Annotated in this window: 19 protein-coding genes and 1 tRNA gene; 7 read left to right on the top strand and 13 right to left on the bottom strand. The window is 65.3% G+C overall.

Annotated features, from left to right (window positions below; genetic code table 11):
* Window positions 1–106 precede the first annotated feature (106 nt).
* Window positions 107–1,738 carry a VWA domain-containing protein gene (locus RHODMAR_RS22335; RefSeq protein WP_008719170.1) on the top strand — a complete coding sequence of 544 codons (1,632 nt, stop codon included), beginning with the start codon at window positions 107–109 and terminating at the stop codon, window positions 1,736–1,738.
* A 127-nt stretch (window positions 1,739–1,865) separates the two neighbouring features.
* Window positions 1,866–3,476: a VWA domain-containing protein gene (locus tag RHODMAR_RS22330; protein ID WP_232433742.1), complete on the top strand. Its 1,611-nt coding sequence runs from the start codon at window positions 1,866–1,868 to the stop codon at window positions 3,474–3,476.
* A 1-nt stretch (window position 3,477) separates the two neighbouring features.
* Here the strand turns inward: RHODMAR_RS22330 and RHODMAR_RS22325 are convergent, their stop codons facing one another.
* The 9 genes from RHODMAR_RS22325 to RHODMAR_RS22285 all read right to left on the bottom strand — a co-directional run bounded on the left by RHODMAR_RS22325 (window position 3,478) and on the right by RHODMAR_RS22285 (window position 14,784).
* Window positions 3,478–4,215 carry an energy-coupling factor transporter transmembrane component T family protein gene (locus tag RHODMAR_RS22325; RefSeq protein ID WP_008719167.1) on the bottom strand — a complete coding sequence of 246 codons (738 nt, stop codon included), beginning with the start codon at window positions 4,213–4,215 and terminating at the stop codon, window positions 3,478–3,480.
* Entirely contained in the window at window positions 4,212–6,245 is a 2,034-nt protein-coding gene (locus RHODMAR_RS22320) for an ABC transporter ATP-binding protein (RefSeq protein WP_008719166.1), read from the bottom strand. The genes RHODMAR_RS22325 and RHODMAR_RS22320 overlap by 4 nt, the downstream gene beginning before the upstream one ends.
* Before the next feature lie 23 nt (window positions 6,246–6,268).
* A complete protein-coding gene (locus RHODMAR_RS22315) occupies window positions 6,269–7,633 on the bottom strand; it encodes a DEAD/DEAH box helicase (RefSeq protein ID WP_051048238.1) in 1,365 nt (454 codons plus the stop codon).
* Window positions 7,634–7,858: 225 nt separating this feature from the next.
* Window positions 7,859–9,205 (bottom strand): HNH endonuclease, encoded by a 1,347-nt coding sequence (locus RHODMAR_RS22310; protein ID WP_008719162.1) that lies wholly within the window; start codon window positions 9,203–9,205, stop codon window positions 7,859–7,861.
* A 104-nt stretch (window positions 9,206–9,309) separates the two neighbouring features.
* Window positions 9,310–9,385, bottom strand: a tRNA-Arg gene (locus tag RHODMAR_RS22305).
* Between the two features lie 115 nt (window positions 9,386–9,500).
* Window positions 9,501–10,127 carry an isochorismatase family protein gene (locus RHODMAR_RS22300; RefSeq protein ID WP_008719160.1) on the bottom strand — a complete coding sequence of 209 codons (627 nt, stop codon included), beginning with the start codon at window positions 10,125–10,127 and terminating at the stop codon, window positions 9,501–9,503.
* A gap of 202 nt (window positions 10,128–10,329) precedes the next feature.
* Window positions 10,330–12,801 (bottom strand): FtsX-like permease family protein, encoded by a 2,472-nt coding sequence (locus RHODMAR_RS22295; RefSeq protein ID WP_008719158.1) that lies wholly within the window; start codon window positions 12,799–12,801, stop codon window positions 10,330–10,332.
* Window positions 12,798–13,499: an ABC transporter ATP-binding protein gene (locus tag RHODMAR_RS22290; RefSeq protein WP_042940108.1), complete on the bottom strand. Its 702-nt coding sequence runs from the start codon at window positions 13,497–13,499 to the stop codon at window positions 12,798–12,800. Before RHODMAR_RS22290 ends, RHODMAR_RS22295 begins: the two co-directional genes overlap by 4 nt.
* 85 nt (window positions 13,500–13,584) lie before the next feature.
* On the bottom strand, window positions 13,585–14,784 hold the full coding sequence (locus tag RHODMAR_RS22285; RefSeq protein ID WP_198289514.1) for a PucR family transcriptional regulator: 1,200 nt from the start codon (window positions 14,782–14,784) through the stop codon (window positions 13,585–13,587).
* 369 nt (window positions 14,785–15,153) lie between these two features.
* On the opposite strand from RHODMAR_RS22285, the gene RHODMAR_RS22280 reads away from it, so the two are divergent.
* Window positions 15,154–16,059, top strand: a complete 906-nt coding sequence (locus tag RHODMAR_RS22280; protein ID WP_008719152.1) for an acyl-ACP desaturase — start codon at window positions 15,154–15,156, stop codon at window positions 16,057–16,059.
* 94 nt (window positions 16,060–16,153) lie between these two features.
* Window positions 16,154–17,014, top strand: a complete 861-nt coding sequence (locus tag RHODMAR_RS22275; protein ID WP_008719151.1) for a universal stress protein — start codon at window positions 16,154–16,156, stop codon at window positions 17,012–17,014.
* Here the strand turns inward: RHODMAR_RS22275 and RHODMAR_RS22270 are convergent.
* Genes RHODMAR_RS22270 through RHODMAR_RS22260 form a run of 3 tightly spaced genes read right to left on the bottom strand, consistent with a single transcriptional unit; the run spans window position 17,007 to window position 18,691 of the window.
* Window positions 17,007–17,333: a cupin domain-containing protein gene (locus RHODMAR_RS22270; protein WP_008719149.1), complete on the bottom strand. Its 327-nt coding sequence runs from the start codon at window positions 17,331–17,333 to the stop codon at window positions 17,007–17,009. The genes RHODMAR_RS22275 and RHODMAR_RS22270 overlap by 8 nt on opposite strands.
* Window positions 17,334–17,387: 54 nt before the next feature.
* Entirely contained in the window at window positions 17,388–17,894 is a 507-nt protein-coding gene (locus tag RHODMAR_RS22265) for a dihydrofolate reductase (protein ID WP_008719146.1), read from the bottom strand.
* Window positions 17,891–18,691 (bottom strand): thymidylate synthase, encoded by an 801-nt coding sequence (locus RHODMAR_RS22260; RefSeq protein WP_042940107.1) that lies wholly within the window; start codon window positions 18,689–18,691, stop codon window positions 17,891–17,893. Before RHODMAR_RS22260 ends, RHODMAR_RS22265 begins: the two co-directional genes overlap by 4 nt.
* Window positions 18,692–18,720: 29 nt before the next feature.
* Between RHODMAR_RS22260 and RHODMAR_RS22255 the strand changes: the two genes are divergently transcribed.
* Entirely contained in the window at window positions 18,721–19,587 is an 867-nt protein-coding gene (locus RHODMAR_RS22255; protein ID WP_008719142.1) for a DNA-formamidopyrimidine glycosylase family protein, read from the top strand.
* Here the strand turns inward: RHODMAR_RS22255 and RHODMAR_RS22250 are convergent.
* Window positions 19,580–21,124 (bottom strand): carboxylesterase/lipase family protein, encoded by a 1,545-nt coding sequence (locus tag RHODMAR_RS22250; RefSeq protein ID WP_008719140.1) that lies wholly within the window; start codon window positions 21,122–21,124, stop codon window positions 19,580–19,582. The genes RHODMAR_RS22255 and RHODMAR_RS22250 overlap by 8 nt on opposite strands.
* 74 nt (window positions 21,125–21,198) lie before the next feature.
* Here RHODMAR_RS22250 and RHODMAR_RS22245 point away from each other — a divergent pair, with 74 nt between their 5' ends.
* Together RHODMAR_RS22245 and RHODMAR_RS22240 are read left to right on the top strand one after the other, a co-directional pair.
* Window positions 21,199–21,759, top strand: a complete 561-nt coding sequence (locus RHODMAR_RS22245) for a hypothetical protein (RefSeq protein WP_008719138.1) — start codon at window positions 21,199–21,201, stop codon at window positions 21,757–21,759.
* An 88-nt stretch (window positions 21,760–21,847) separates the two neighbouring features.
* Window positions 21,848–22,585: CaiB/BaiF CoA transferase family protein (locus RHODMAR_RS22240; protein ID WP_008719136.1), on the top strand; the 738-nt coding region annotated here is incomplete at its 3' end.

Raw genomic sequence — 22,585 nt, 5'->3', positions numbered from 1 at the left:
ACTCGCTGAAGACATTCGTGAAGATTTACGCCTGAAGTAGTATCTGGCGCACCGAACGGCGGGGTGGAGATACCTTCCTCTTCGCTCGCTACGGAGAGGTCCAGTCATGCCCGGTAGACACAGTGTCCCGTCGTCCGCGACGAGCAGCAGAGGTATCGCCAAGTACGGCGTCGTAGCCGTTGCCCTTCTCCTCGTTGTCGGCGGCGGCGTGGTCCTAGCGCAGAAGGCATTCGGGTCCGACTGCGGCGACCTCGCTTCCTACTCGCTGGCGGCGGATCCCTCGATAGCGCCGGTACTGCAGAAGATCGTCGACGATTCGTCCGCCGAGGATCTGGGGTGCGCTCGGCTCGAGGTGACGGCGAGCGAATCGGGTCAGGTGTCGGCCGCGGTGGCCAAGGGTGACGACGTTCCCGCGCTCTGGATTCCGGATTCGTCGCTGTGGATCGGCAAGACCGTGCGGTCCACCGCATCTCTGATCGACCTGGCGAGCCAATCGGTGGCCAGTACCCCGGCCGTGCTCGCCGCACGCAAGGACGAGGTGCCGTTCTTCGACACCTGGCTCACGGCTTTGAAGCTCGAAGGCCTGCGTATCGGTAATCCGTTGGCCAACACCATGTCCGACGCCGCAATTCTGGGCGCGGTGGCCGAGGCGGGGTCCGATGCCAAGGCCCTCGACTCGGTGTCGAGGGCGCTCGTCCCCATCGCTCAGGCGCAGGCCTCCACTCGCGGTGAGGCAGATCCCGCAACACGTCTGGACGACCTTGTCGCCGACGGCGGTGTCGCGGTGGTCTCCGAGCAGACCTTCCTGCAATACCAGCTCGACAACGGTGTCGAACTCGGTGCGACGACGCCGCCGACGGGCAGCGTCTTTCTGAACTTTCCGCTGGCCGTGACCGAGCCCGCCGGCGAGCGGCACGCGGCCGCGAAGTCCGTCGGCACGGCGCTGGCCGCGGCCATCGAATCCGAGCGCGGTCAGCAATTGTTGTCCGACGGCGGGTTCCGCTCTGCCGACAGTGCACCCCTCGACGCCGATCGCGGTATCGGCGATGTCACGGCCCTGACGATTGCCGACCAGCAGGCCGCCGAGTCGACGCTGCGGCAGTACCAGGTCCTGGCCCTGCCGTCGCGAACATTGGTGATGGAGGATGTCTCCGGATCGATGAACTACAGCGCGGGTGCGGACACGCGTATCGCCATGACCGTGCAGGCCAGCGAAACCGGTAATCGCTTGTTCCCCGACAACGCATCGATGGGATTGTGGGCCTTCTCGATCGGGCTCGGCGGCGGCGCTCAGGACTACCGAGAGCTGGCACCGATCCGGCGGATGGACGACAAGGTCGGCAGCACCACCCAGCGCGAGCTGCTGTTGCAGCAGTTTCGAACCCTGCCGTCGCTGGTGGGGGGCGGTACCGGGCTCTACGACACCGCGTTGGCGGCCTTCCGCACAGTGCAGGAGGGCTACGACCCCGACGCGGTCAACAGCGTCATCATCCTCACCGACGGTGCCAACGAGGATCCGAACAGCATCTCTCTCGACGAACTGCTGTCCACGCTGCGCTCCGAGCAGGACCCGTCCCGCCCGGTCATCATCGTCACCATAGGCATCACCGATGACGCCGATGCCGGTGTACTGCAGCAGATTTCGGCAGCCACGGGTGGCACCAGCTTCATCGCGCGAAATCCCGCCGAGATCCCGAACGTCTTCGTCAATGCCATGAAGAGCCGTTCCGGCCGTTGAGTTGGCTACTATGCAGGGCAGCGCATGCTCTTCGTCACTGTGAAAGCGCGTGTAACGGGGGGATCGAGTAGGGGGAACAACGATGTCGGGACGTCACAGCGGTGGTACACGCGGGCCCAGATCGGCTGTGACCTGGTCGGCGGGTGCCCTGGTGGCCGTCGTCGTCGTGGTCGGCGGCTGGTTCGGAGTCCAGGCGGTCCGGTCGTCCGGTGCCGATTCCTGCGATTCGCTCGACACGGTCTCGCTTGCGGTGGACACCTCGATCGCCGAGCCGGTCGAAGAGATCGTCTCGCAGGCAAGTGAAGTCGATCGTGGTTGCGTGAACTTCGATATCCGCGCCGAACGCCCCACCGACACCGCCACCGAAATCGCGGGCACCGAGGACGATCGCCCCGATCTGTGGATCCCGGACTCGACGCTGTGGCTGCTCAAGACCCTCCGCTCGACCGGAGCGCTGCCCGAGTTGGCCAAGACCTCCGTCGCGAACACGCTGCCGGTGCTGGTGTCGAAGTCCGATGCGGTGCCGGTGACCGACACCTGGCTCAGCGTGCTGCAGCTTCCCGGTCAGCGCATCGGTGATCCACTCACCAGTAGTGCTTCGAACGCGGCGATCCTCGGTGCGCTGGCCGAATCCGAGGTTGCGATTTCCGACGCGAAGGCCGTGTCCGCAGCGCTGGTACCGATGGCGCAGGATTTCGGACGAATTGCCGATACACCGCACGACGCACCGGATCTCGTGGCAGAGGTGGCTGCCGACGGTGGCACGAGCGTTGCCACCGAACAGGCACTGCTCGCATACGAAGCGGCCAACCCAGGCGCGGCATTGGCCGAGTCGGTTCCGCCGACCGGCAGCTACTTCCTGAACTACCCGTTGGCGGTGACCGCACCGGCAGGCCCCGAGTACGACCGGGTCAAGGAGGCCGGTGCTGCATTGGCTTCGGTTCTGGCCGCCCCGTCCGCGACGGACACGCTGATCGCGGCCGGCTTCCGAAGGTCGAGTGGCACTCCTCTGCCCGACGGCCGGGGCGTCGGGTCTGTTGCATCGCTGGAGATCAAGAACCCGCTGTCCATCGAGACGACGCTGCGTGACTGGGCCGTTCTCGCACTGCCGTTGCGTACCCTCGTCGTCGAGGACGTGTCGGGTTCGATGGCTGCGAGGTCGGGCGATTCCACCCGCATCGCGCTGACCGTCGATGCGTCCTTGGGTGCGAATGCGCTTTTCAGCGACCAGACGCAGATGGGTCTGTGGGCTTTCTCCATCGGACTCGGAGGTGGCCAACAGGACTACCGCGAACTGGCACCGATGGGCAAAGTGGATCAGATGGTAAACGGCCAGTCGCACCGTGACCGGATCTTCGGCGCGATCGGGAGTCTGTCGACGTTGGTCGGCGGGGGCACGGGTCTGTACGATACGACGTTGGCCGCATTCCGGCGTGTCAAGGACGGGTACGACCCGAACTACGTCAACAGCGTCATCATCTTGACCGATGGTGCCAACGAGGACCAGGGCAGCATCTCGCTCAATGACCTGCTCGAGACCCTTCAGCGGGAACAGGATCCGGTGCGGCCGATCGTCATCGTCACGGTCGGTGTCACCAGCGATGCAGATCCGGTTGCACTGCAGCAGATTTCAGCGGTCACGGGCGGAACGAGCTACGTGGCAGAGGATCCGCGCGACATCCCCGATGTCTTCGTCAAGGCGCTGAACTCGCGCACCGAGCGTCTCGCGGGCGAATAGCTCAGCCCCACAGGACGCTGATCGCAACAGCTCCGGCACAAGCCAGAGTCACCACTGTCAGCGCCGCCGCATCCGAGGCCTTGAATCGGGAGTCGGTGGCGGTGATCATCCCGGTGCCCCCGCGAGCGGTGATGGCGGTACCCATCTCGTCGGCTCGCCTGATGGCCACCGACATCACGGTCGTGACGATGTCGACGAGCGAATTGTCCGAGGCGCTGTTGACGACGGGCTTGGGGCGGAGGCGTCGTGCCGCATTGAGGGTGCGCATCTCCTCGATCAACAACGGCAGCGATCGAAGGCTCAGGGCCACCGTGATCGCCCATTCGTCGACCGGCAGCTTCAGCTTCTTCAGCGGTGTACCGAGCTTGGAGACCGCCGGGGCGACGTCGCTCATCGAGGTGGTCCAACCGATCATCATCGATGCGCCGAGCAGCACGAACACGAACACCGTCGCACGCAGGTACAACATCACCGCAGCACCACCGAGCGGCAGATTGATCAGGGCTCCGACGCCGAACAACGCCCAGATCCACCACGGTGGACGCGGCAGTGCCGTGATCGGAACATGTGCGACGATCGCCGCGATCACCAGCAGCCCGAATACGACTGCGAGCGCAGGCCACGTCGGTGCGACGACCAGAGTGATGCTCATCAGCAACACGGCGACCAGCTTGGTGCCGGCCCACAGGCGGTGAATCGGCGAGGACCGGGGAACTTGACGTAATACGACGGTGGTCACGAGTGCACGCTCCCGAGGATCGAATCGGAGACCATGTGGCCGTCGGCCATCGTGATGGTGCGACTGCAGACGGTGTCCAGGCCGTCGACATCGTGTGAGATCACGACGATGGCGACGCCGCGGTCGCGCAGTCCGGCGAGAACGTCGATGATGTCGTCGCGTCCGGGTGGGTCCAGCCCTGAGAGTGGTTCGTCGAGCACCAACATGCGCGGCCGACGCGCGATGAGTCCGGCCAGGACGACTCGTCGCATCTGGCCACCGCTGAGTGAGTCGATGTCGCGGGCGGCCAACGACCTGTCGAGGCCGACGGCATCCATCGCGGCCGATACTGTGGCAGAACCGGTTTCGGGACCGGCGGCCGCGGCGATGTCCTCGGATACGGTGCGTCGCTGCAACTGCAGGCGCGAGTGCTGAAACGCGAGTCCGACTTCGCCGACGCGCGACGTCATCGCCTTGCCGTCGAGCTGTGCGCTGCCCTTCGTCGGCCCGGTCAGTCCGGCCATGATCCAGGCGAGCGTCGACTTACCCGAACCGTTTCCGCCGAGAATCAGAACTCCTTCACCGCGCTTGACGGTGATGTCGACACCGTTGAGCGCAGCCTGCGCCCAGGGGGTGCGCCGGTTGTAGGTGTGCTGGACGTTGGTCAGCTCGAGCAGGCGAGGGCTCGAATTATCGTGCAGTGCAGCGGGATTCTCGGTTCGGGGATGCATCCAGGACGAGTCGTGGTGCACCTGAAATCCTTGGTGCAGATGCACGACGCGATCTGCGGCAACGGTTTCCGCGACATGATGGGTGACGAGCACGACCGACATGCCATGCCTGCGAGGCAATTCCGCGAGTAGTGAGACGAGGTGTTCGCGGCCGGCGGCGTCGATCATCGCCGTTGCCTCGTCGGCAATGAGCAGGGCCGGCCTGCGGGCCAATGCTGCGGCGACGGCCAGGCGTTGCATTTCGCCACCGGACAGGGAGGCGGTGTCGCGGGCACCCATGCCGCCCAGGCCTACCTCGTCGAGCAGTGCATCGACATCGGGACGGGAATCGCCGGGTGGCAGACCCCACACCACGTCGTCGGCGACGCGAGTGCCGAGGATCTGGCTTTCGGGACGTTGCAATACCACTGCGGTGCCGCCGTAGCAGCCGAGTCCGGTTGCGCCGGGCCTGCTCACGGCCCCCTCCGACGGTTCCGCACCGGCGAGAATCCGCATCAGAGTCGATTTGCCGGAGCCGTTGTGGCCGACGATCGCAATGAATTCACCGGGTTCGATGTGTAGGTCGACGCCGGTCAGGGCGGCGGTGGCGCTTCCCGGATACCTGAATCCGACCGAGTCGAGCGTGACCGGAAGTGGACCGATCTGCTCGCCGTCGGCGCTCGAGACGAGAGCCTCGGGAGTGGGGATGGCGGAGAGGCGGTCGAGGATCGCGGTGAGAATCAACCACGCGAACAGCGTTCCGGTGACGATGCCGAGGGCGATCGATCCGCCGACCCACCACCACCAGTTGTCGAGTACGGCGGTGGAGCCGGAGCGGAGGACGTCGGCGGCACCCTGCAGGGCGGACGCGCGCTCGAGCAGCCTGGAGACGCCCTCGAGAGTGTTGCGGAGTACATCGAGGAACAGCTCGCGCAGCGGAACGAGCACGAGCAGCAGCAGCACCATCAGGGCTCCGAGCGCGGGCCCGACGACCATCGAGGTGATCATGACGCCGAACAGGCCCTGCTTCTTGCGCTTCGCCCGGCCCACCAGGCCGCCCAGTATGGCGGCGCTGGCGACGGTGATGGCCGTCTGGGTGCCTGCTGCGACGAACCCGACCAGGGTTGCCGCCACCGCAGCGGTGACCAGTGCACGTGTCCGATGGCGCAGCGCGACGACGGACATCGGTACCGCTGCGACGATCTGAAGAATCGCGGCCATCGGCACGAGCACACCGATCACCGTCAACGCGACGGTGAAACTGCTCATCACTGCAGCGGTCGCCAATTCCTGAGGGCCGAGGGGCCCTGACTTCGGAGTGCGAGATGAACTGACGGTCACCGCTCCAGTGTGCCAGCCTGAGTTCAGCGGCTGCGCTGGCTCGTTGCCGGTCCTGCTGCGCGACGGCTGTGGCCGCCGCCGCCGGAGCGGGGCTGTCCGCCGGAGCGTGGTTGTCCGCCGCGTCGAGCATTGTTGTTGTTGCGAGGGTTTCCGCCACGCGGGGCTCCGCTGCGGGCCGGTGCCTGCTCGACGCGCGGTGCGGGCTCGACGTAGCGGGCCTGCTCGCCGACGAGGTTCGCTACTGCCGGCGAGTCGGCGGTCACGCGGACCGGGGTGACCTTGATCTCGGCCTTGCGCAGCAGCACTGCGGTGTCCTTGCGCTGCTCGGGCAGTACGACGGTCACGACGTCGCCGGCGCTTCCCGCACGTGCCGTGCGGCCGGAGCGGTGTAGGTACGCCTTGTGCTCGGCCGGGGGATCGACGTGGACGACCAGCTGAACGTCATCGACGTGGACGCCACGAGCTGCGACGTCGGTAGCGACGAGAACACGGGCCTGGCCGGACGAGAAGGCTGCGAGGTTGCGATCGCGTGCGGCCTGCGAGAGGTTGCCGTGCAGGTCGACGGACGGAATTCCGGCGTCGGTGAGCTGCTTGGCGAGCTTGCGGGCCTGGTGCTTGGTGCGCATGAACAGGATGCGGCGGCCGGTGCCCGAGGCGAGCTGGTGAACGAGCTTCTTCTTCGCTTCGACGCCGTCGACCTCGAAGACGCTGTGTGTCATGGCCTCGACGTGTGAGGTGGCCTCGTCGACGGAGTGGGTGATCTGGTTGTGCAGGAAGCGCTTGACCAGCTTGTCGACACCGTTGTCCAGGGTCGCGGAGAACAGCATGCGCTGGCCCTTGTCCGGGGTGGCGGCGAGGATGCGGGTGACGACGGGCAGGAACCCGAGATCGGCCATGTGATCTGCCTCGTCGAGGACGGTGATCTGAACGCCGTCGAGGGTCAGGTGGCGCTGCTTCATCAGGTCTTCGAGGCGACCGGGGCAGGCGACGACGATGTCGACTCCACCCTTGAGCGCGGAGACCTGGCGTACCTGCGACACACCGCCGAAGATCGTGGTGACCTTCAGGGAGTACGCGGAGGCGAGTGGTTCGATCGCGACGGCGATCTGGGTGGCGAGCTCACGCGTCGGAGCGAGAATGAGTCCGCGCGGGCGGCCGGGCTTGCGGTTACCGGGAAGCTGGCCGGCGAGGCGAGCGACCATCGGGATGGAGAATGCGAGTGTCTTTCCGCTGCCGGTCTTTCCGCGTCCGAGCACGTCGCGTCCCTGCAGTGTGTCGGGGAGCGTGTCGGCCTGGATGGGGAATGCTTCGGTCTTGCCCTGGCTCGCGAGTACATCCGCGATGGCCTGGGGTACGCCGAGTGCAGCAAAAGTCTGTGGGGTCGTCATAGTGATGAAAAGTGCCTTTCGGGCAGGGTGTTGCACCTGCAGGCCTTCGGGCCGAGATGCAAGGGTGGCGAGACTGCCGGTGGGCAATTTCGATCGCCGTAAGAGAAGCCTGTGCAGGGTGCACATGGTGATTTCGGGAGCATTCCACGACGTCTGGCGTGCAACTGCGCGCGCCGTTGTCGAGTGTAACCGAGTTGTGGCTCGGTCTCTTCCCGCGGTGACCTGTCATGCGGCATCGTCGGCGAACAGACCGTCGAGCATCACGTTCTCGATCGGCGAGGGGTAGAGCTCCACCACCGGCATCGGCGGCGCACTCGAGTCGTAGGTATGTCCGGTGGGTGAGATGAGTGTGTAGAGATGTCGGGCGTTGCGTTTGTCGCGGATCGCTTGGGCGGTCCAGCCTTCGCCCTCCTTCGCGTAATTGCATGCGGCACAAAGGCCTGCGCCGGTCTCGGCGCTGGTGCTGCCGCCGGCGGAGTGCGGTCTGATGTGGTCGTGATGGCGGATCGGCGCGTCGCACCACGGTGTTCGGCAGGTGCGATCTCGGAGGTCGATGAGGCGTCCGAGGGCGGCGGGGAATGCACGCGAAGTGGACTCGACCGCCGTCAGTGCTCCGGATGTCGGATGAGCGTAGAGGCGCCGTAGTGCGACGTGTGTCTCATTGTCGAGGGCGTCTCGAATGAGTTGCCGCGCGACATCGGACGGAATGTCGCCGTAGCCGTGCAGATATGCGGACGTGTCACCCCCGGCGAGGAGGGTGGAGTCGGAGATGACGATATCGACGGTCACCGGCGGGCCCTGGGCGGCGGATGCGCCGGTGATCCGCTCGAATACGAGGTCGGCCATGATCTGGTCGCGCGTGCGGGCATCGCCGCCGCCGGCGTTGATGATGGAGTCCGCATCTCGGCGCAGTGTCGCCCACATGCAGACGGTCTTCTCCATCGAGGTGAGGGCGGTGAAGAAGCCCATCGATTCGGGGGCGGGACGGGTACTGGTGCGGCGGGCTGCGTATGCCTTGGCTCGTCTTTTCACCTGGGAGGCGGCGTCGAGTTCGTTGGCGAGTGCGCGGGCACGACCTTCGATGGTGCGGTCACCGGCACCGGCCAGGGTGGCGGGGTCTGCGCACAACCGCTGATCGATGGTGCGGCGGTCGTCGACGGTGAGACATGCCGTCTCGCGAGCGAGAATCATGACGCGCCACTCGTTGAGATCCCCCGCTCGCAGGCGGGCGAGGGTGTGCGGCATTTCGTGCACGAGTGCGCGAGCAAGGCCCAGATGAGTGCCGCCGCGGTTCGGTGATTCGCGCCGGGCAAGTCCGATTTGTGACGCAATGCCCATGCGCCACTGAGCTTTCGGTCGGCCACGTTCTCGGCGCTCGTTGCTGATGCTCGTCGCCACGGCGTCGGTGACCACTGCCTGAGCTGCCACGCTGGCGCACTTGACCGTCTCGAGTGCGGTGATCAAATCGATGCCGGCGGCCGCGTCGGCATCGAAATCGGTGGACTGAAGACGCGCGACGAAACGCAGCACTTCATCTGATGTGAGCGGTGAATCCTGTACAGCTGTGACCACGAGTTCCTCCCCAGTACTCGAATGTATGTTCGATAATAGGCGCATTTTTGTGGATTCGCAATGGTCTCAGGAAAATGGAAGAGGGAATCGTGGAATCGGCTCAGTGGTGCCCTCGGCAGGATTCGAACCTGCGACCTACCCTTTAGGAGAGGGTTGCTCTATCCCCTGAGCTACGAAGGCGCGTGACTGTTCTGTCGATCGAAAACTGTTGTTCGGCAACGGCATTCGAGCTTCTGAACGATCGGGTGCGGGTGGTCTCGTTGCCAGTTGGAGCAACGGGCCCACATCGCGCTCGTCAGTCTAGCGGCCCACGGTGTCGATCGTGAAGCAGGTTGGCGCTACTCGTCACCACGCCGGTCAGTGACGCGATCAGGTTCAGAGCGGTGCGGTGCTGGTGAGCGGTGTAATCAGCCGTCGATTCGATACCGACGAAGCACTGGATGTCACGGGCGAAGGCGTCGAACGTCGTAGCCAGAATCCCGGCCGAGGCGAAGACGCCCACCACGATTAGCTGGTCACGGCCACGTCGGCGAAGTTCGACGTCGAGGTCGCTGGCGTAGAAGGCGCTGTAGCTCCGCTTTGCGATCGTCACGAAGTCCGGCTCGATGATCGCGACCTCCTCGGCGGACGGCCCCGATCCCCACATCGGTCCCAGTAAGCCGCGCTGTTCGATGGCACTCGCTGGTCGGGGACCGCTGGCAAAGATGGGCACTCCAGCGAACCGGGCCCGCGATACCAACTCCGAGGCCGCCGCGCCGACCCGCGCGCGCACCGAGCTGTCCAGCACATTCAGGTAGTACGGCTGCATGTCGTGAACCAGAACGGCGGCGCGCTCGGGCACCAGTTCCCACTCCGGACCGCCCGTGCAGTCGCCCAGACTCTGGACGTCGTACCCCTCGACCTCGACGTTGAATGTGGCCATCCGACAACCCTTTCCCGCGTGCGAACGCGCGCGCATTCGCTAGGCGCGCGCAGAGTTGCTACCCGTTCGCTATCCATTCCGCTCGCACCTGACAAACGCGTGCGCTTTTGCGGATCCCCGATCCCGGATCCCCGATCCCCGCTGACCCGCAGCATCCCCGACCCCCGACCTGCTGCCCCGCTGCCCCGCAGCAACGTCAGCCCTAATCCGCCGCTATGGCGTCGACGATATTCAGTCGCGATGCGTGGACGGCAGGGGGAGCCGAACCCAGCAGCGACAGACCGAGGGCGACGAGGCCGTACAGCAGCACCGACCAGCTGGCGGAGTAGGTCACCGGGATTCCGATGCTGGCGCCGAGTATCAGTGTGCTCAGGTATTGCAGACCTGCGCCGATGATGAGTCCGAGCACGCCGCCGATGATGCCGACCGACAGCGCCTCGGCGAGCACCATCCGCGCGAGGGTTCCCCGTCCACCGCCCATCGCGCGCAGTACGCCGAGTTCACGTCGACGCTCGAGCACCGACAGTGTCAATGTGTTGAGCAGTGCGACCGCGGCGACGAGAGCCACGATCCATTGCAAGGCGATAGCCAATGCGCCGGATTGTCGGATAGCAGCGCTGGTGCCCTCGAGTGCGGCTGCACCGGTGTACACGAAGGCCTCGGGCGGCAGCGTCGCGCGCAATGAATCCTGCACGGCAGCAACGTCTCCGTCCACGGTGACCTCGAGGTATGTCGCGCCGGGCCGGTCGAACCAGCGCTGCATCGAATCCAACGAGATCGCCATCGTGCCGCCCGCGGCATTGATGTAATCGACCAGGTCCAGCACGCGCACATTCTGCACGCCTGTCGGCGTCGGCAGGTCGATGAAGTCTCCGGCCGACACATCCAGCGTCCTGCCGAGCCCTTGCGAGAGCACCACTCCGTCACCGGCGAGCAATCCGGAGCGCACATCTCCCGGCAGCGACGCGAGCGTCACTGCGTTGCTACCGTCCGCGACGCCCTGGATGGAGACCAATTCGTCGTCGATGCTCGCGTAGGCCCACTGGCCTTCGACGATGCGGGAGACGCCCGGCGCCGCTCGGACGGCGTCCGCCACCGCGGTGGGAACGATGGGGCCCGACGGTATGGCGTCAGGCGAACTCATCGACACGTAGAGGTCGGTGTTCGCCAGTGACGACAGTGATCGCGCCGCCGAGTCGGTCATGTTGGTCAACGAACCCGACACTCCCACACTGACTCCCACCGCGATCACGATCGTCATCACGGTTGCCCAGATCCGGCGTGGCGCGCGCTCGATGGTGGCAGTGGCCAGGCGGCCTGCACCACCCCAGCGGCGCGGGACAGCCGCCGTGGCCCACACGATCGGCCCCGTCGCACCGACGCACAGGGCGACGACGCCGAACATGAACAGTGCGCCGGCACCGAGGGTCAACTGCCCGTTCACGTTGACGGCGAACAGAAACGATCCGACGACGGCGAGCGCGCCGAATGCACTGGCGGCCACAACGAAGCCGCGACGTGGACCACCCGAGGTCTCCCCACCGCCGACTGCGAGCGCCTCGATCGGTGAAATGCGATAGACCTGGACCGCGGCGACGGCCGAGGCACCGACACAGGCCAACACACAGGCCACGATCGCCACGGGAATGGCGAAACCGGGTAACACGTATTCGATTCGGGCATCGAAAGCCTGCGACAGGAACGGCGGCAAACTCTCGATGGCGATACGGCCCATCGCGATTCCCAGCGGGACACCGACGGCACCGCCGACCAGACCCACCAGAACGGACTCGAACAGCAAGTCTCGGACGATGTCTGCGCGGCGCCCACCGACGGCTCGAAGCAGAGAGATGGTGGGGCGACGCTTCGCGATGGCCATGTTCATGACGTTGAAGACGAGGAACGCCGCCACGACGAACGCGATGAGCGAGACCATCAGCGTGGCATTGCGCGTCAAGCTCATCGCTTGGTTGGCGCGGTCCGCCCGAAAGTCCGGATTCATCACCGACACCCGCCCGGCCACCGCGGATTCGAGGTCGGGACGCAGCGAGTCGCCGCTACCGAGTACGAAGATCGAGTCGAGCTGATCGGGTCGGTCGGTGAGTGCCTGCGCCTTCGGGAGCAGCGCTACCGCGAAGCTTCCCCCGCCGATGCGCTGCGTACCAGGGCCGTCGAGTACTCCGACGACAGCGGTCGGGGCACCCTTTATCGTGACGGTATCGCCCTGTTTCAGACCCGTTGCGGCTCCTACCAATACACCGGACGGACCGGACAGCAACCCTGCCGCGTTGCCCACTGCGCCCTGCAGATCCGATTGCAAGGCGCTGACGGAGGCATCGACGCCGAGTATCGTCAGATCGCCCACGTCGGATCGAACGGTACTGCGCAGCAGTGGAACCGCTGTCTCGACGCCGGGAACGGCGCGCACGACGCCCAGTTCGCTCTGGTCGAAGCCCGAGTCGGTGACGCCGACGATTTCGTAGCTTGCATTGCCGGCAATCGTCACCGCGAGACGTTCGACGGATCCGGTCAGTGATCCGTACGTGCCGAGCACGGCGATGAGCAATCCGGCCGCCACGGCGACGACACCGGCGGAGACCAGCGAGCGAACCCAGTGCATGCGCAGGTCGCGAAGGCTGATGACGCGAAATCTGCTGAGCGCGGTACCGATCACCGATCGAGACCGGCCGTCGGTGTGTCGGTCTCGACCCGGCCGTCGATCATGCTGACGATGCGATCGGTGGAACGTGCCGCCTCGAGATCGTGGGTGGCCATCACCACTGCTCGACGCCCCTCGCTGGCGTGCGCCACGTCGGCCAGGATTTCGAGGACGTTGTGCGAGGTCTTCGAATCGAGATTGCCGGTGGGTTCGTCGGCGATCAGCAGCGCCGGATCCATCATCAAGGCTCGAGCGATCGCGATGCGCTGAATCTGGCCACCGGACAGCTGCGCCGGGCGGTGCTCGGATCGCTGCGAGAGCCCCACCATGTCCAGCAGCCGCATCGCGTCGGATCTGGCCTTCTTGATAGGCGTCCCGTCGAGCAGTTTGGGGACGGCGACGTTCTCCCATGCCGACATCGTCGGCAGCAGGTTGAAGAACTGGAAGACGAACCCCACCTGGTGCCGCCGGAAATCGGATTGGGCGTTGTCGTCGAGGGTGGTGACTTCGACATCGTTGAAACGGATGGAACCCGAGGTGGGGGTGTCCAGAGCGCCGAGCATGTGCAGCAGCGTCGACTTGCCGGCACCGGACGGCGCGACGAGCGATACGAACTGCCCACCCTCGATGGTGAGATCGATACCGTCCAATGCCCGTACCGGTTGCTCGCCGGTGGGGTACTCCTTGACCACCGCGGACAACTCCAGCATCAACTTCGTCACTGACGATTCCCCTTGCTTGTCGAATGCTTCCGACGCTACCTGTCGTCGGTTCGACAAACCTGGGGGAACTCGGAGGTCAGGCTGCGCCGCGCGAGGATTCGAGTCGACGAGCCACCAGTGCGGCCTGCAGGTGCCGAATTCCCGACGGCCGGGTGGGGTCGAAGCCGGTGAGTTGCGCGATCCGCTTGAGGCGGTAGTCGACGGTGTTGGTGTGCAGATGGAGCTGACGAGCAGAGCGCTGACGGTTCAGATCGTGCGAGATGTGGATCTCGAGGGTTTCAAGCAGTTCCGGTGAGGAATCGAGGGGCTCGAGGATCTGCGTCAGGTGACGTCGGCCTGGTCCGGGGCGGGTGAGCTGGTATTCGAGCACCAGATCGTCCATGCGGTAGAGGCCGGACGGTCGATGCAGTTGGTGCGCAAGCGAGAGCAGCTCGTGTACCTGATCGGCCGCGGTGGGGATGTCCGCGGTGGCGGCCTGCTCGGCGGTGACGGTGACCGGGACCTCGGCGGCGGTGCCGATGCGATGCACCAGAGCCTCGACCCACTCGTCGTCGTGGATTCCCGGGATCAGGACGGTGCCACCCTCGGTGCTGAGGAGGGACAGAGGGCTACGCCCGCAGATCGTGGCCAACTCGGCCTGGACGCGCCGCAGCTTTCTCCGTGCGGCAACGGTCTTCTGAATATTGGGGTCGTTCTCGTCGGGGTGCGGCGGCACCGAGATGGCGAGGACCAGGTAACTGTCGGCCAGTTCGATTCCGGACTGGCGGGCCATCGTGACGGCATTGTGGCCGCTGAGCAGTGACGTCACGAGGGTGTGCGCGGCAGTGTGGTGTTCGCTCGCCACCGCCTGAAGCTCCTCGACGTAGCTCTTGCTGGCAGCGATGGACACCTTTTCCGAGAGCAGCACGAACATGCGCGCGGCCTCGATCAGTTGCGCGGCATCGCCCTCGCCTGCGCGCTTGGACACCAGGTTCCAGCCGATCTGGATGCCCTCGTGGTAGACGCTGAGCACGGATTCGAGAGGTACGCCCTCACGAGCCCACTGGCTGGCTTTCGCGCGGAGCTCGGCCAGGTCGGACTCGGCCGGAGCGCGTCGTTCGTCGAGCATCTGCACTGCGATGCTGATGCACTTGACGGTGAATTCGGTGACGTCACCGTGCAGCTGTTCGCCGGGCAACGATCCGCATGGAGTGTTGGCAGCGAAGTGTCCTACGAGGAGCCGTGCGACTGCGCGAAAGTCGCGAAGTGGAGCCGACGCAGGTTGACCCGCGACCATTATTCCGAGGCTAGTCGAGTTGTGAACGGTCACAGGTCAACCCTTCGTGTTGGGTTCTTCAGGTCATCGGATTGCAAACTTACTTGCGCGTATCAACGCGCTTCCACGGCTCAATCTATGCAATCGCGTGCAAAACCGCGGCGTTTTCGAACTTCAAGTTTGTTTCCTGGCCTCTAACAGGATCGAGCATAGGTTGTTATCTACGTGTGATCTAGGGTTTCGGCAAAACTCGTTGTGATTTATCTCGAGCAGGCGACCGGAGCGCTTGCGACTTGCCCTAAACAATGTCGAAGGTGTTCACCGCCGGTGGGCGACGCGCTTACTTTTGTGTCGGTCAGGTGTAGCCAGGCGCGGTGAGAGAGGGGCGGGATGAACAGCAATATCGGCCAGTTCACTGTTCTGCGGCAGTTGCGGCCGACCATCGAGGAAAATCTCGCCCGTCACCGCGCCGAGTCCGTGCACTGGCGACCGGCCGACGTCATCCGTGCCGAGATGTACTGGGGTTCACGCACCTCGACTCTGACCGAAGCTGCCAAAGCCGCGCTGGTCACCAATCTTCTTGTCGAGCAGAATATTCCGCTGTATCGACGGGACGCCTCGCTTGCAGATGTCGGTGCTTGGCCCGCGTGGCTCACCGACTGGAGCAGCGAACGAACCCGGCACGCCGAGGCCGTCACCGAGTACCTCGTCGCCACCCGCAGTGTCGATCCGATCGCACTCGGACGAGCGCGGGCACAGTGCATGACCGTGGGGTTCGACTCCCCGATAAACGGTGCACACCTACTCCGCTCGCTGGTCCAGGTGGCCCTCGACGTGTCGGTGTCGAGCGTTTGTCATCGCAACACCGCCGATCAGTGCCACGACCCGGTGGCGGATCGTTTGCTCGGACGCATCGTTGCCGACCAGGAACTGCACATCAGGTTCTTCGCGAACCTGATTTCGGCGGCGCTCGACGTGGCACCGGGTCCGACGGTCACCGCGATCACCGAGGTCGTCATGAACTTCCAGCTACCGGGGACCAATCTGCCGGGGTTCGCCCGTAGCGCGTTGCTCATCGAGCGAGACGGGATCTTCGACCTCGCCCGTCATCTCGACGAGGTGTTGCGGCCCATGTTGGCCCAGTGGCGCATCTTCGAGCGGACCGATCTCGCCTCCGGGGCCCGCAGACGCGACCAACTGGCCGACTACCTCGACCACCTCGACGCCCAAGCTGCCGCCGCAGAGCGCAACAACCCTCGAATCCGGGAGTACGGAAACGCATTGCGGGCCAGCTGACGCCACCTGGCCCGGGTTCCATCGACTAGCCTGAACCCCTATTCGTCATACGCCCCGGACCTTGTTCTCGGGGTCACGACTGGAGGCCCGAAACGTGACAGGCTCTCGACCGATCATCGTCGGCATCGATGGATCCGCTGCAGCGGACAAGGCAGTGATCTGGGCGGCGCTCTGCGCGCACAGACGCGATCGCCGATTGCATGTAGTCACCGCCGTCGACATGCCGGGGGTGGTCGATCTGAGCGAATTCGCAGGAGAAGCAACCGAATTCGTGGCCACGGCCAAGTCGAGGCTGGTTGCCGCCGAAACGCTGGCCGCGCTGGTCGTCGACGATCCCGCTTTCGAGGTGACGTCGAGCGCCATCGAGGGCGGTGTGATGGACGTTCTGATCGGCGTCTCGGCACAGGCCGAGATCCTGGTGATCGGTGCCAGCGAAACAGGTGCTGTCACATTGTCGTTGGCCGCGCACACCGTCTCCCCGGTGGCAGTGGTGCGGGGCCGTGACATCGACGGCCGTCCGGTCGCCGAGGGACCGGTCGTCGTCGGCATCGACGGGTCGGATGTCAACCAGGCCGCGGTCGAGTGGGCGTTCGCCGAAGCATCGGCGCGCGGTGCCGTGTTGATCGCGGTGCACGTGTGGTCCGATGTCGATCTGACACAGTCGTTCGGCCGAGCGCCCAAGGATTGGCAGGCCATCGCCGAGGGCGAGGAGGCTCTGTTGGCAGAGAGCCTCGCCGGCTGGCAGGAGCGGTTCCCCGATGTCGTCGTACAGCGCATCGTTGCTCAGGACCGACCGGTTCGGGTACTGAGCGGTCAGTCCGAAACTGCCGCACTGGTCGTGGTGGGCAACCGGGGGCGCGGTGGATTCGGTGGAATGCTGCTGGGATCGACGAGTTTCGCCCTCGTCAATACCGCGGACTGCCCGGTGCTGGTAGTGCGGAAATCGCTCACATAGCGACGGTCAGCAAAAAGCTCACGTCTTCGATTGCCTCGACGCTGTGGCGAGCGTCGGGAATGACGAGAAGGTCTCCGGTCGAGCCCTTCCACGAGCGCTCACCGCTGATGAGCTCGAGCTTTCCGCTGAGCACCAGCACCGTCGACTCGCCGGACAGATCGTGTTCGGCCAGCTTGTTTCCGGCGGCCAGAGCCACGACTGTCTGCCTCAGGTGGCGTCGATGACCGCCGTATACCGTCTGCGAACTGCGGCCACTCGACGCGCTGACCGCAAGCTTGAGTTGTTGGCGGGCAAGGGCGGTGAGTGACTTCTTGTCCATGATCGTCAGTATGACGCACTGCCCGCGGTGACGACGGGGGAATCCTGAACGCGCTCAGGAAGGTTGGTTAGGCTTTCCGTACTCCACCCAGCGAAACCGCGTCTCGTCGACCCGACTGTTCTGCCATTCGCCCGCCTTTGCGGTCCAGCCGTCCGGGATCTCGGGAGCAGCGGTATCGCCATCGACGTCGAGGTCCACCTCGGTGACCTCGAGGTGGGTCGCGATATCCATTGCACTGCGATAGATTTCGCCGCCGCCGATGATCCAGACCGTGTCGACGTCGGCCAGCGTGATCGCGTCGGCGACGCTGTGTGCCACCTCCGCACCGTCGGCGGACCACGAGGGATTGCGGGTGACGACGATGTTCCGACGGCCCGGCAGCGGACGAAATTTCGGCGGCAGAGAATCCCAGGTCTTGCGACCCATGACGACGGTATGGCCACCCGTCACAGCGCGAAAGTGGGCCATGTCCTCGGGAATGTGCCAGGGGATTCCGCCCCCGTCGCCGATCGTCCCGGTTGTGCTCTGCGCCCAGATCGAGCCGACGAACGCCGCACTCACACCGCTACCGGGGCCTTGATCGCCGGGTGATGTCGATAGTCCACGATCTCGATGTCCTCGTAGGTGTAGTCGAAGATCGAATCACGTTGCGCCAGCTTCAGAGTGGGGTACGGATACGCCTCCCGCGAGAGTTGCTCGGTGACCTGCTCGCGGTGGTTGTCGTAGATGTGGCAGTCGCCGCCGGTCCAGACGAACTCGCCCACCTCGAGCCCGGTCTGTGCGGCCACCATGTGGGTGAGCAGTGCGTAGCTGGCGATGTTGAACGGCACACCGAGGAACATGTCTGCGCTGCGCTGGTACAGCTGGCACGAGAGCGTGCCGTCGGCCACGTAGAACTGGAAGAACGCGTGGCAGGGCGGTAGCGCCATGCGCGGTATCTCGCCGACGTTCCAGGCCGAGACGATCATCCGACGCGAATCCGGATCGGTCTTCAACGTATCGATGACCTGGCTGATCTGGTCGATGTGCTCGCCGGACGGGGTGGGCCAGGATCGCCACTGCACGCCGTAGACGGGTCCGAGTTCGCCGTCCGGAGCTGCCCACTCGTCCCAGATGCTGACGCCGTGTTCCTGCAGCCAAGTGGCGTTTGATTCGCCCCGCAGAAACCACAGCAACTCGTACACGATCGACTTCAGATGGACCTTCTTGGTGGTGATCAACGGAAAGCCCGCTGCCAGGTCGAAGCGCATCTGATGCCCGAACACGCTGGTGGTGCCGGTCCCGGTTCGGTCGGATTTCGCCGTCCCGGTGTCGAGGACGAGGCGCAGCAGATCTTCGTACGGAGTCGGAACCATCACGACGGTCATCGTAGCTGCATACTGGACACATGCCGGAATTACCCGAGGTGGAAGCCCTTGCCGGCTTTCTGCGCGAGCATGCCGTCGGTGCCGTGATCGGGCGCATCGATATCGCTGCCCTCAGTGTTCTCAAGACGTTCGATCCGCCGATCACCGAGCTGCAGGGCAAGGACGTCACCGATGCCGCCCGCTTCGGTAAACACCTGGCGCTTCGAGCCGGTGACCTGTGGCTGATCACCCATCTCTCCCGCGGAGGATGGCTTCGCTGGGTCGACAATCCCAGCGCCGCGCCGCCGAAACCAGGCAAGGGGCCGTTGGCGCTGCGCATCCACTTCTTCACCCCCGAGGGCGCGACGCCTGCTATCGACCTGACCGAGGCAGGAACGAAGAAGCGGCTGGCGGTATGGGTGGTGCGAGATCCTCAGCAGGTGGCGAGCATCGCCCGGCTCGGACCCGACGCGCTGACTGTCACCGAGCTCGAATTCGCCGAGATCCTCGGCGGTACCACCGCGCGACTGAAGACCTCGTTGGTGGACCAGTCGCTGCTGGCGGGCATCGGTAACGCCTACTCGGACGAAATATTGCACGTCGCCAAGCTCTCGCCGTTCGCGTCGTCGAGCAAGCTCGACCCCGAATCCGTCGCGACCCTCTACGCGGCGATGCGCTCGGTGCTGTCCGACGCGGTGGCGCGCTCGGCGGGGCAGGATGCGGCGCGTCTGAAGGGGGAGAAGAGATCTGGCATGCGGGTGCACGCCCGGACCGGGCTGCCCTGCCCGGTGTGCGGCGACCCGGTACGCGAGGTCGCCTACGTCGACAGATCTTTTCAGTACTGCTCGACGTGCCAGACGGCCGGCAAGATTCTCGCCGACCGCCGCATGTCCCGTCTGCTCAAGTGACGGGTTCGAGCTTCTGGCTGTCGTAGCCGCGGTAGCCTTCCCACGATTTGCGACGGTCGCTGTGCGGATCCTTCTGCACCCGGGTGCGGGTGTCGAAGATCAGTGTCTTGCGGTCGGCTTCGTCGTACGCCGGCCACGAGTCCAGCGGCTTTCCGTTGGTGGCGAACGCGATCCAGTGCGACTGCACCTGCTCGGTGACCTCGGCGAACGCCGCGCGTCCGCCCGTCAACGTCATCGCCTTGCCGAACCGTGTCGCGTTGATGCCGAAGACGGCGAACAACTCGAAACCGTGGGTGGCATCGAGACCGAGTAGCTTCATCGACCGTGGCGCGAAGTCGAAACGGTAGAAGTAGGTCGGTGCGTGCCGCGAATGTCCCTCGGCCACTTCCAGAGACGGCTTCCAGAACGTGAAGTCGCCGCCGAAGTCGATGGCTGCTCGCTCGTTCGGGTAGCCCCGGTAGCCTGAAGTGACGACGGCTTCGGCGTCGGGGTCGGTGAGTGAGAACAGCTTGGTGATGCGTTCGGGGTTGGTGGGTAGCGCGTCGAGGAACTTCGGAAACAGGGTTCCCTCACGGGCATTGGTACCGATGATCAGCGGGACGCGGTGCGCGGTGCCCTTGGCGTAGGCCTCGACCGGGCTGACCGGTAGGAAGTCGCCGTCGATCACCGGGCCGAACGGGAGCAGACCCGGAGTGCGGTGCAACGTGGTGAGGCCCAGCTTGGTGCCGGCCCGCCCGAGCCGGATGACCTCGGCGTTCTCGAGGGTTTCGGCAGCGTTCTCCGCGGTGCCGCCGAGGTAGCCGACGTACTCGCGCGCCCACTGGTCGGCGCGCTCCTTGGTAGCGGTCATACCGGGAGCAGAACTCTCGGAAATCGCCTGAGCGAAAAGCCCTTTCGCTGCGGGTACCGTCAGCAGTGTGGTGACTGCGTTGCCGCCGGCCGACTCGCCGAAGATGGTGACGTTTGCGGGGTCGCCGCCGAAGTTCGCGATGTTGCGCTGCACCCATTCCAGAGCCGCAACCTGATCACGCAGACCCAGGTTGGAATCGAACGGCCGCTCGGGAGTGGAGAACTGGGACATGTCCAGGTAGCCGAGCGCGCCGAGTCGGTAGTTGACCGAGACGTAAATGACTCCGTCGCCGTCCTTCAGCGAGCGGCGCACCAGGGAGCCGCCGCCGTACAGGGGAGTGGCCGACGTGCCGAGGGTGTACGCGCCGCCGTGGATGAACACCATGACCGGGCGCGGTGTGGCGCTCGGAGCGCTCGGTGCCAGCACGTTGAGCGTCAGGCAGTCCTCACTGGACGGCTGGTACTTGCCGATGGCGAGCATCGTGCCGCGTTTGTGCTGAACCGAGGCGTTACCCCACTCGGTGGCGTCGCGTACTCCCGACCACGGCTCGGTGGGTTGCGGCGCTCGAAATCGAAGTGGACCGACGGGCGGGGCGGCGTAGGGAATCCCTCGCCAGGTGATGAGGTCACCGACCGGCTTACCGTCGATGACGCCGTCGGAGGTGGTCACACGTGTCGTCACAGCCATGTCGCGAGTGTACTGATCCGTACTTACCCTGGGGTAAGAACGGGCCGAGAGCGGTGGCAGGCAGACTTGGTGGTGTGCCCTTCGAGTATCGAGCCGAGACAGTGCAGCTTCTGCGTGCGCCCCGACACGCCTACTTCGGTCGATCCAAGGACGGCCCGGCCGAGGTGCCGACCGACTTGCCGTCGAGCGTGGAGATCGTGGCGAACAAGGGCATCCGCGGCGATCGATTCTTCGGCGTGAAAGCGCACACCGAGGCGGCGGTGAGTTTCTTGGCCGTCGAGGCCTGGGACGCGGTGGGGGACGTGCTCGGGGTCGAAGTCCCCGATCCATCCATGGCCAGGAGAAATGTGGTTGTGCGCGGACTCGAACTGGACCCGCTGCGCGGCCTGGAGTTCGAGCTGAACTCCGGCGACGGGTGGATCCGGTTCCGCGGCGGACGGCCGGCGCACCCGTGCGCGTGGATGGACCGCATGGTGGCCGACGGCGCGCGCAAGGCACTGATCGGTCGAGGCGGACTACGGGCCGAACCGCTGTCCGACGGAATCCTGCGAGTCGGGGAGCTGGCGGTGCGCTCGCCCGTCGAACTCGATGCGTCGCGCGCAGCGCTGTCGGTCAGGCGGGCGCAGCCGATCTGACCCGGCTGCTGCGGTCCTTGATCGGATCGGTCGATCAGGGGCACACTCGACGGTGAGCTTTTTCCTGTTGAGTACCGAAAGGAACACGATGGCACTGCCGCTCAGCGGGGTCCGAGTGCTGGAACTCGGAAACTACATCGCCGCCCCCACTGCGGCACGCATGCTCGCCGATTTCGGTGCCGAGGTGATCAAGGTGGAGCGGCCCGGAACCGGCGACGAACTGCGTAACTGGCGGTTGTACTCCGGCACGACGTCGATGCTCTACCGCACGATCAACCGGAACAAGAAGTCCATCGTGCTGGACCTGCGCACCGAGCAGGGACGCAAGGACGTCGTCGACTTGGCGGCGAAGTGCGACATCGTGCTCGAGAACTTCCGTCCCGGCACCCTCGAGAAGTGGGGTATCTCGCCCGAGGTGCTCAGCGCGGCGAACCCCGAATTGATCATCACGCGCATCTCGGCCTTCGGACAGACCGGCCCCATGTCGCAGCGCCCCGGATTTGCCGCTGTCGCAGAGGCATACGGTGGGTTTCGCAATCTCGTGGGCGATCCGGACCGGCCCCCGGTGCGGGTGGGAGTATCGATCGGGGATTCGATCGCAGGCCTGTATGCGGCATTCGGTTGCGTCATGGCCCTGTTCCAACGGCAGGCCCTGCGGGCGGCGCAGGCACCGGATCAGCAGTCGCCGTTGCCGCTCGCGCAGCGTTCCATCGATGTGGCCCTGAACGAGTCGATTCTGTCGATGATGGAATCGCTGATCCCGGACTACCTTGCCTACGGCGTCGAACGCGAACGGACGGGCGGCCGGATGGAAGGCATCGCACCC

This window comes from Rhodococcus sp. AW25M09 (assembly GCF_000333955.1).
Taxonomy (GTDB): domain Bacteria; phylum Actinomycetota; class Actinomycetes; order Mycobacteriales; family Mycobacteriaceae; genus Rhodococcoides.
The sequence above is the reverse complement of the archived record's forward strand: the minus strand, read 5'-3'. Positions and strand labels throughout refer to the sequence as shown.

Excerpts from the sequence above, each read along its gene's own strand:
- RHODMAR_RS22335 (WP_008719170.1), top strand. The coding sequence starts at position 107 with ATGCCCGGTAGACACAGTGTCCCGTCGTCCGCGACGAGCAGCAGAGGT.
- RHODMAR_RS22315 (WP_051048238.1), bottom strand. The coding sequence starts at position 7,633 with ATGACGACCCCACAGACTTTTGCTGCACTCGGCGTACCCCAGGCCATC.
- RHODMAR_RS22300 (WP_008719160.1), bottom strand. The coding sequence starts at position 10,127 with ATGGCCACATTCAACGTCGAGGTCGAGGGGTACGACGTCCAGAGTCTG.
- RHODMAR_RS22285 (WP_198289514.1), bottom strand. The coding sequence starts at position 14,784 with ATGGTCGCGGGTCAACCTGCGTCGGCTCCACTTCGCGACTTTCGCGCA.
- RHODMAR_RS22280 (WP_008719152.1), top strand. The coding sequence starts at position 15,154 with ATGAACAGCAATATCGGCCAGTTCACTGTTCTGCGGCAGTTGCGGCCG.
- RHODMAR_RS22270 (WP_008719149.1), bottom strand. The coding sequence starts at position 17,333 with ATGGACAAGAAGTCACTCACCGCCCTTGCCCGCCAACAACTCAAGCTT.
- RHODMAR_RS22255 (WP_008719142.1), top strand. The coding sequence starts at position 18,721 with ATGCCGGAATTACCCGAGGTGGAAGCCCTTGCCGGCTTTCTGCGCGAG.
- RHODMAR_RS22250 (WP_008719140.1), bottom strand. The coding sequence starts at position 21,124 with ATGGCTGTGACGACACGTGTGACCACCTCCGACGGCGTCATCGACGGT.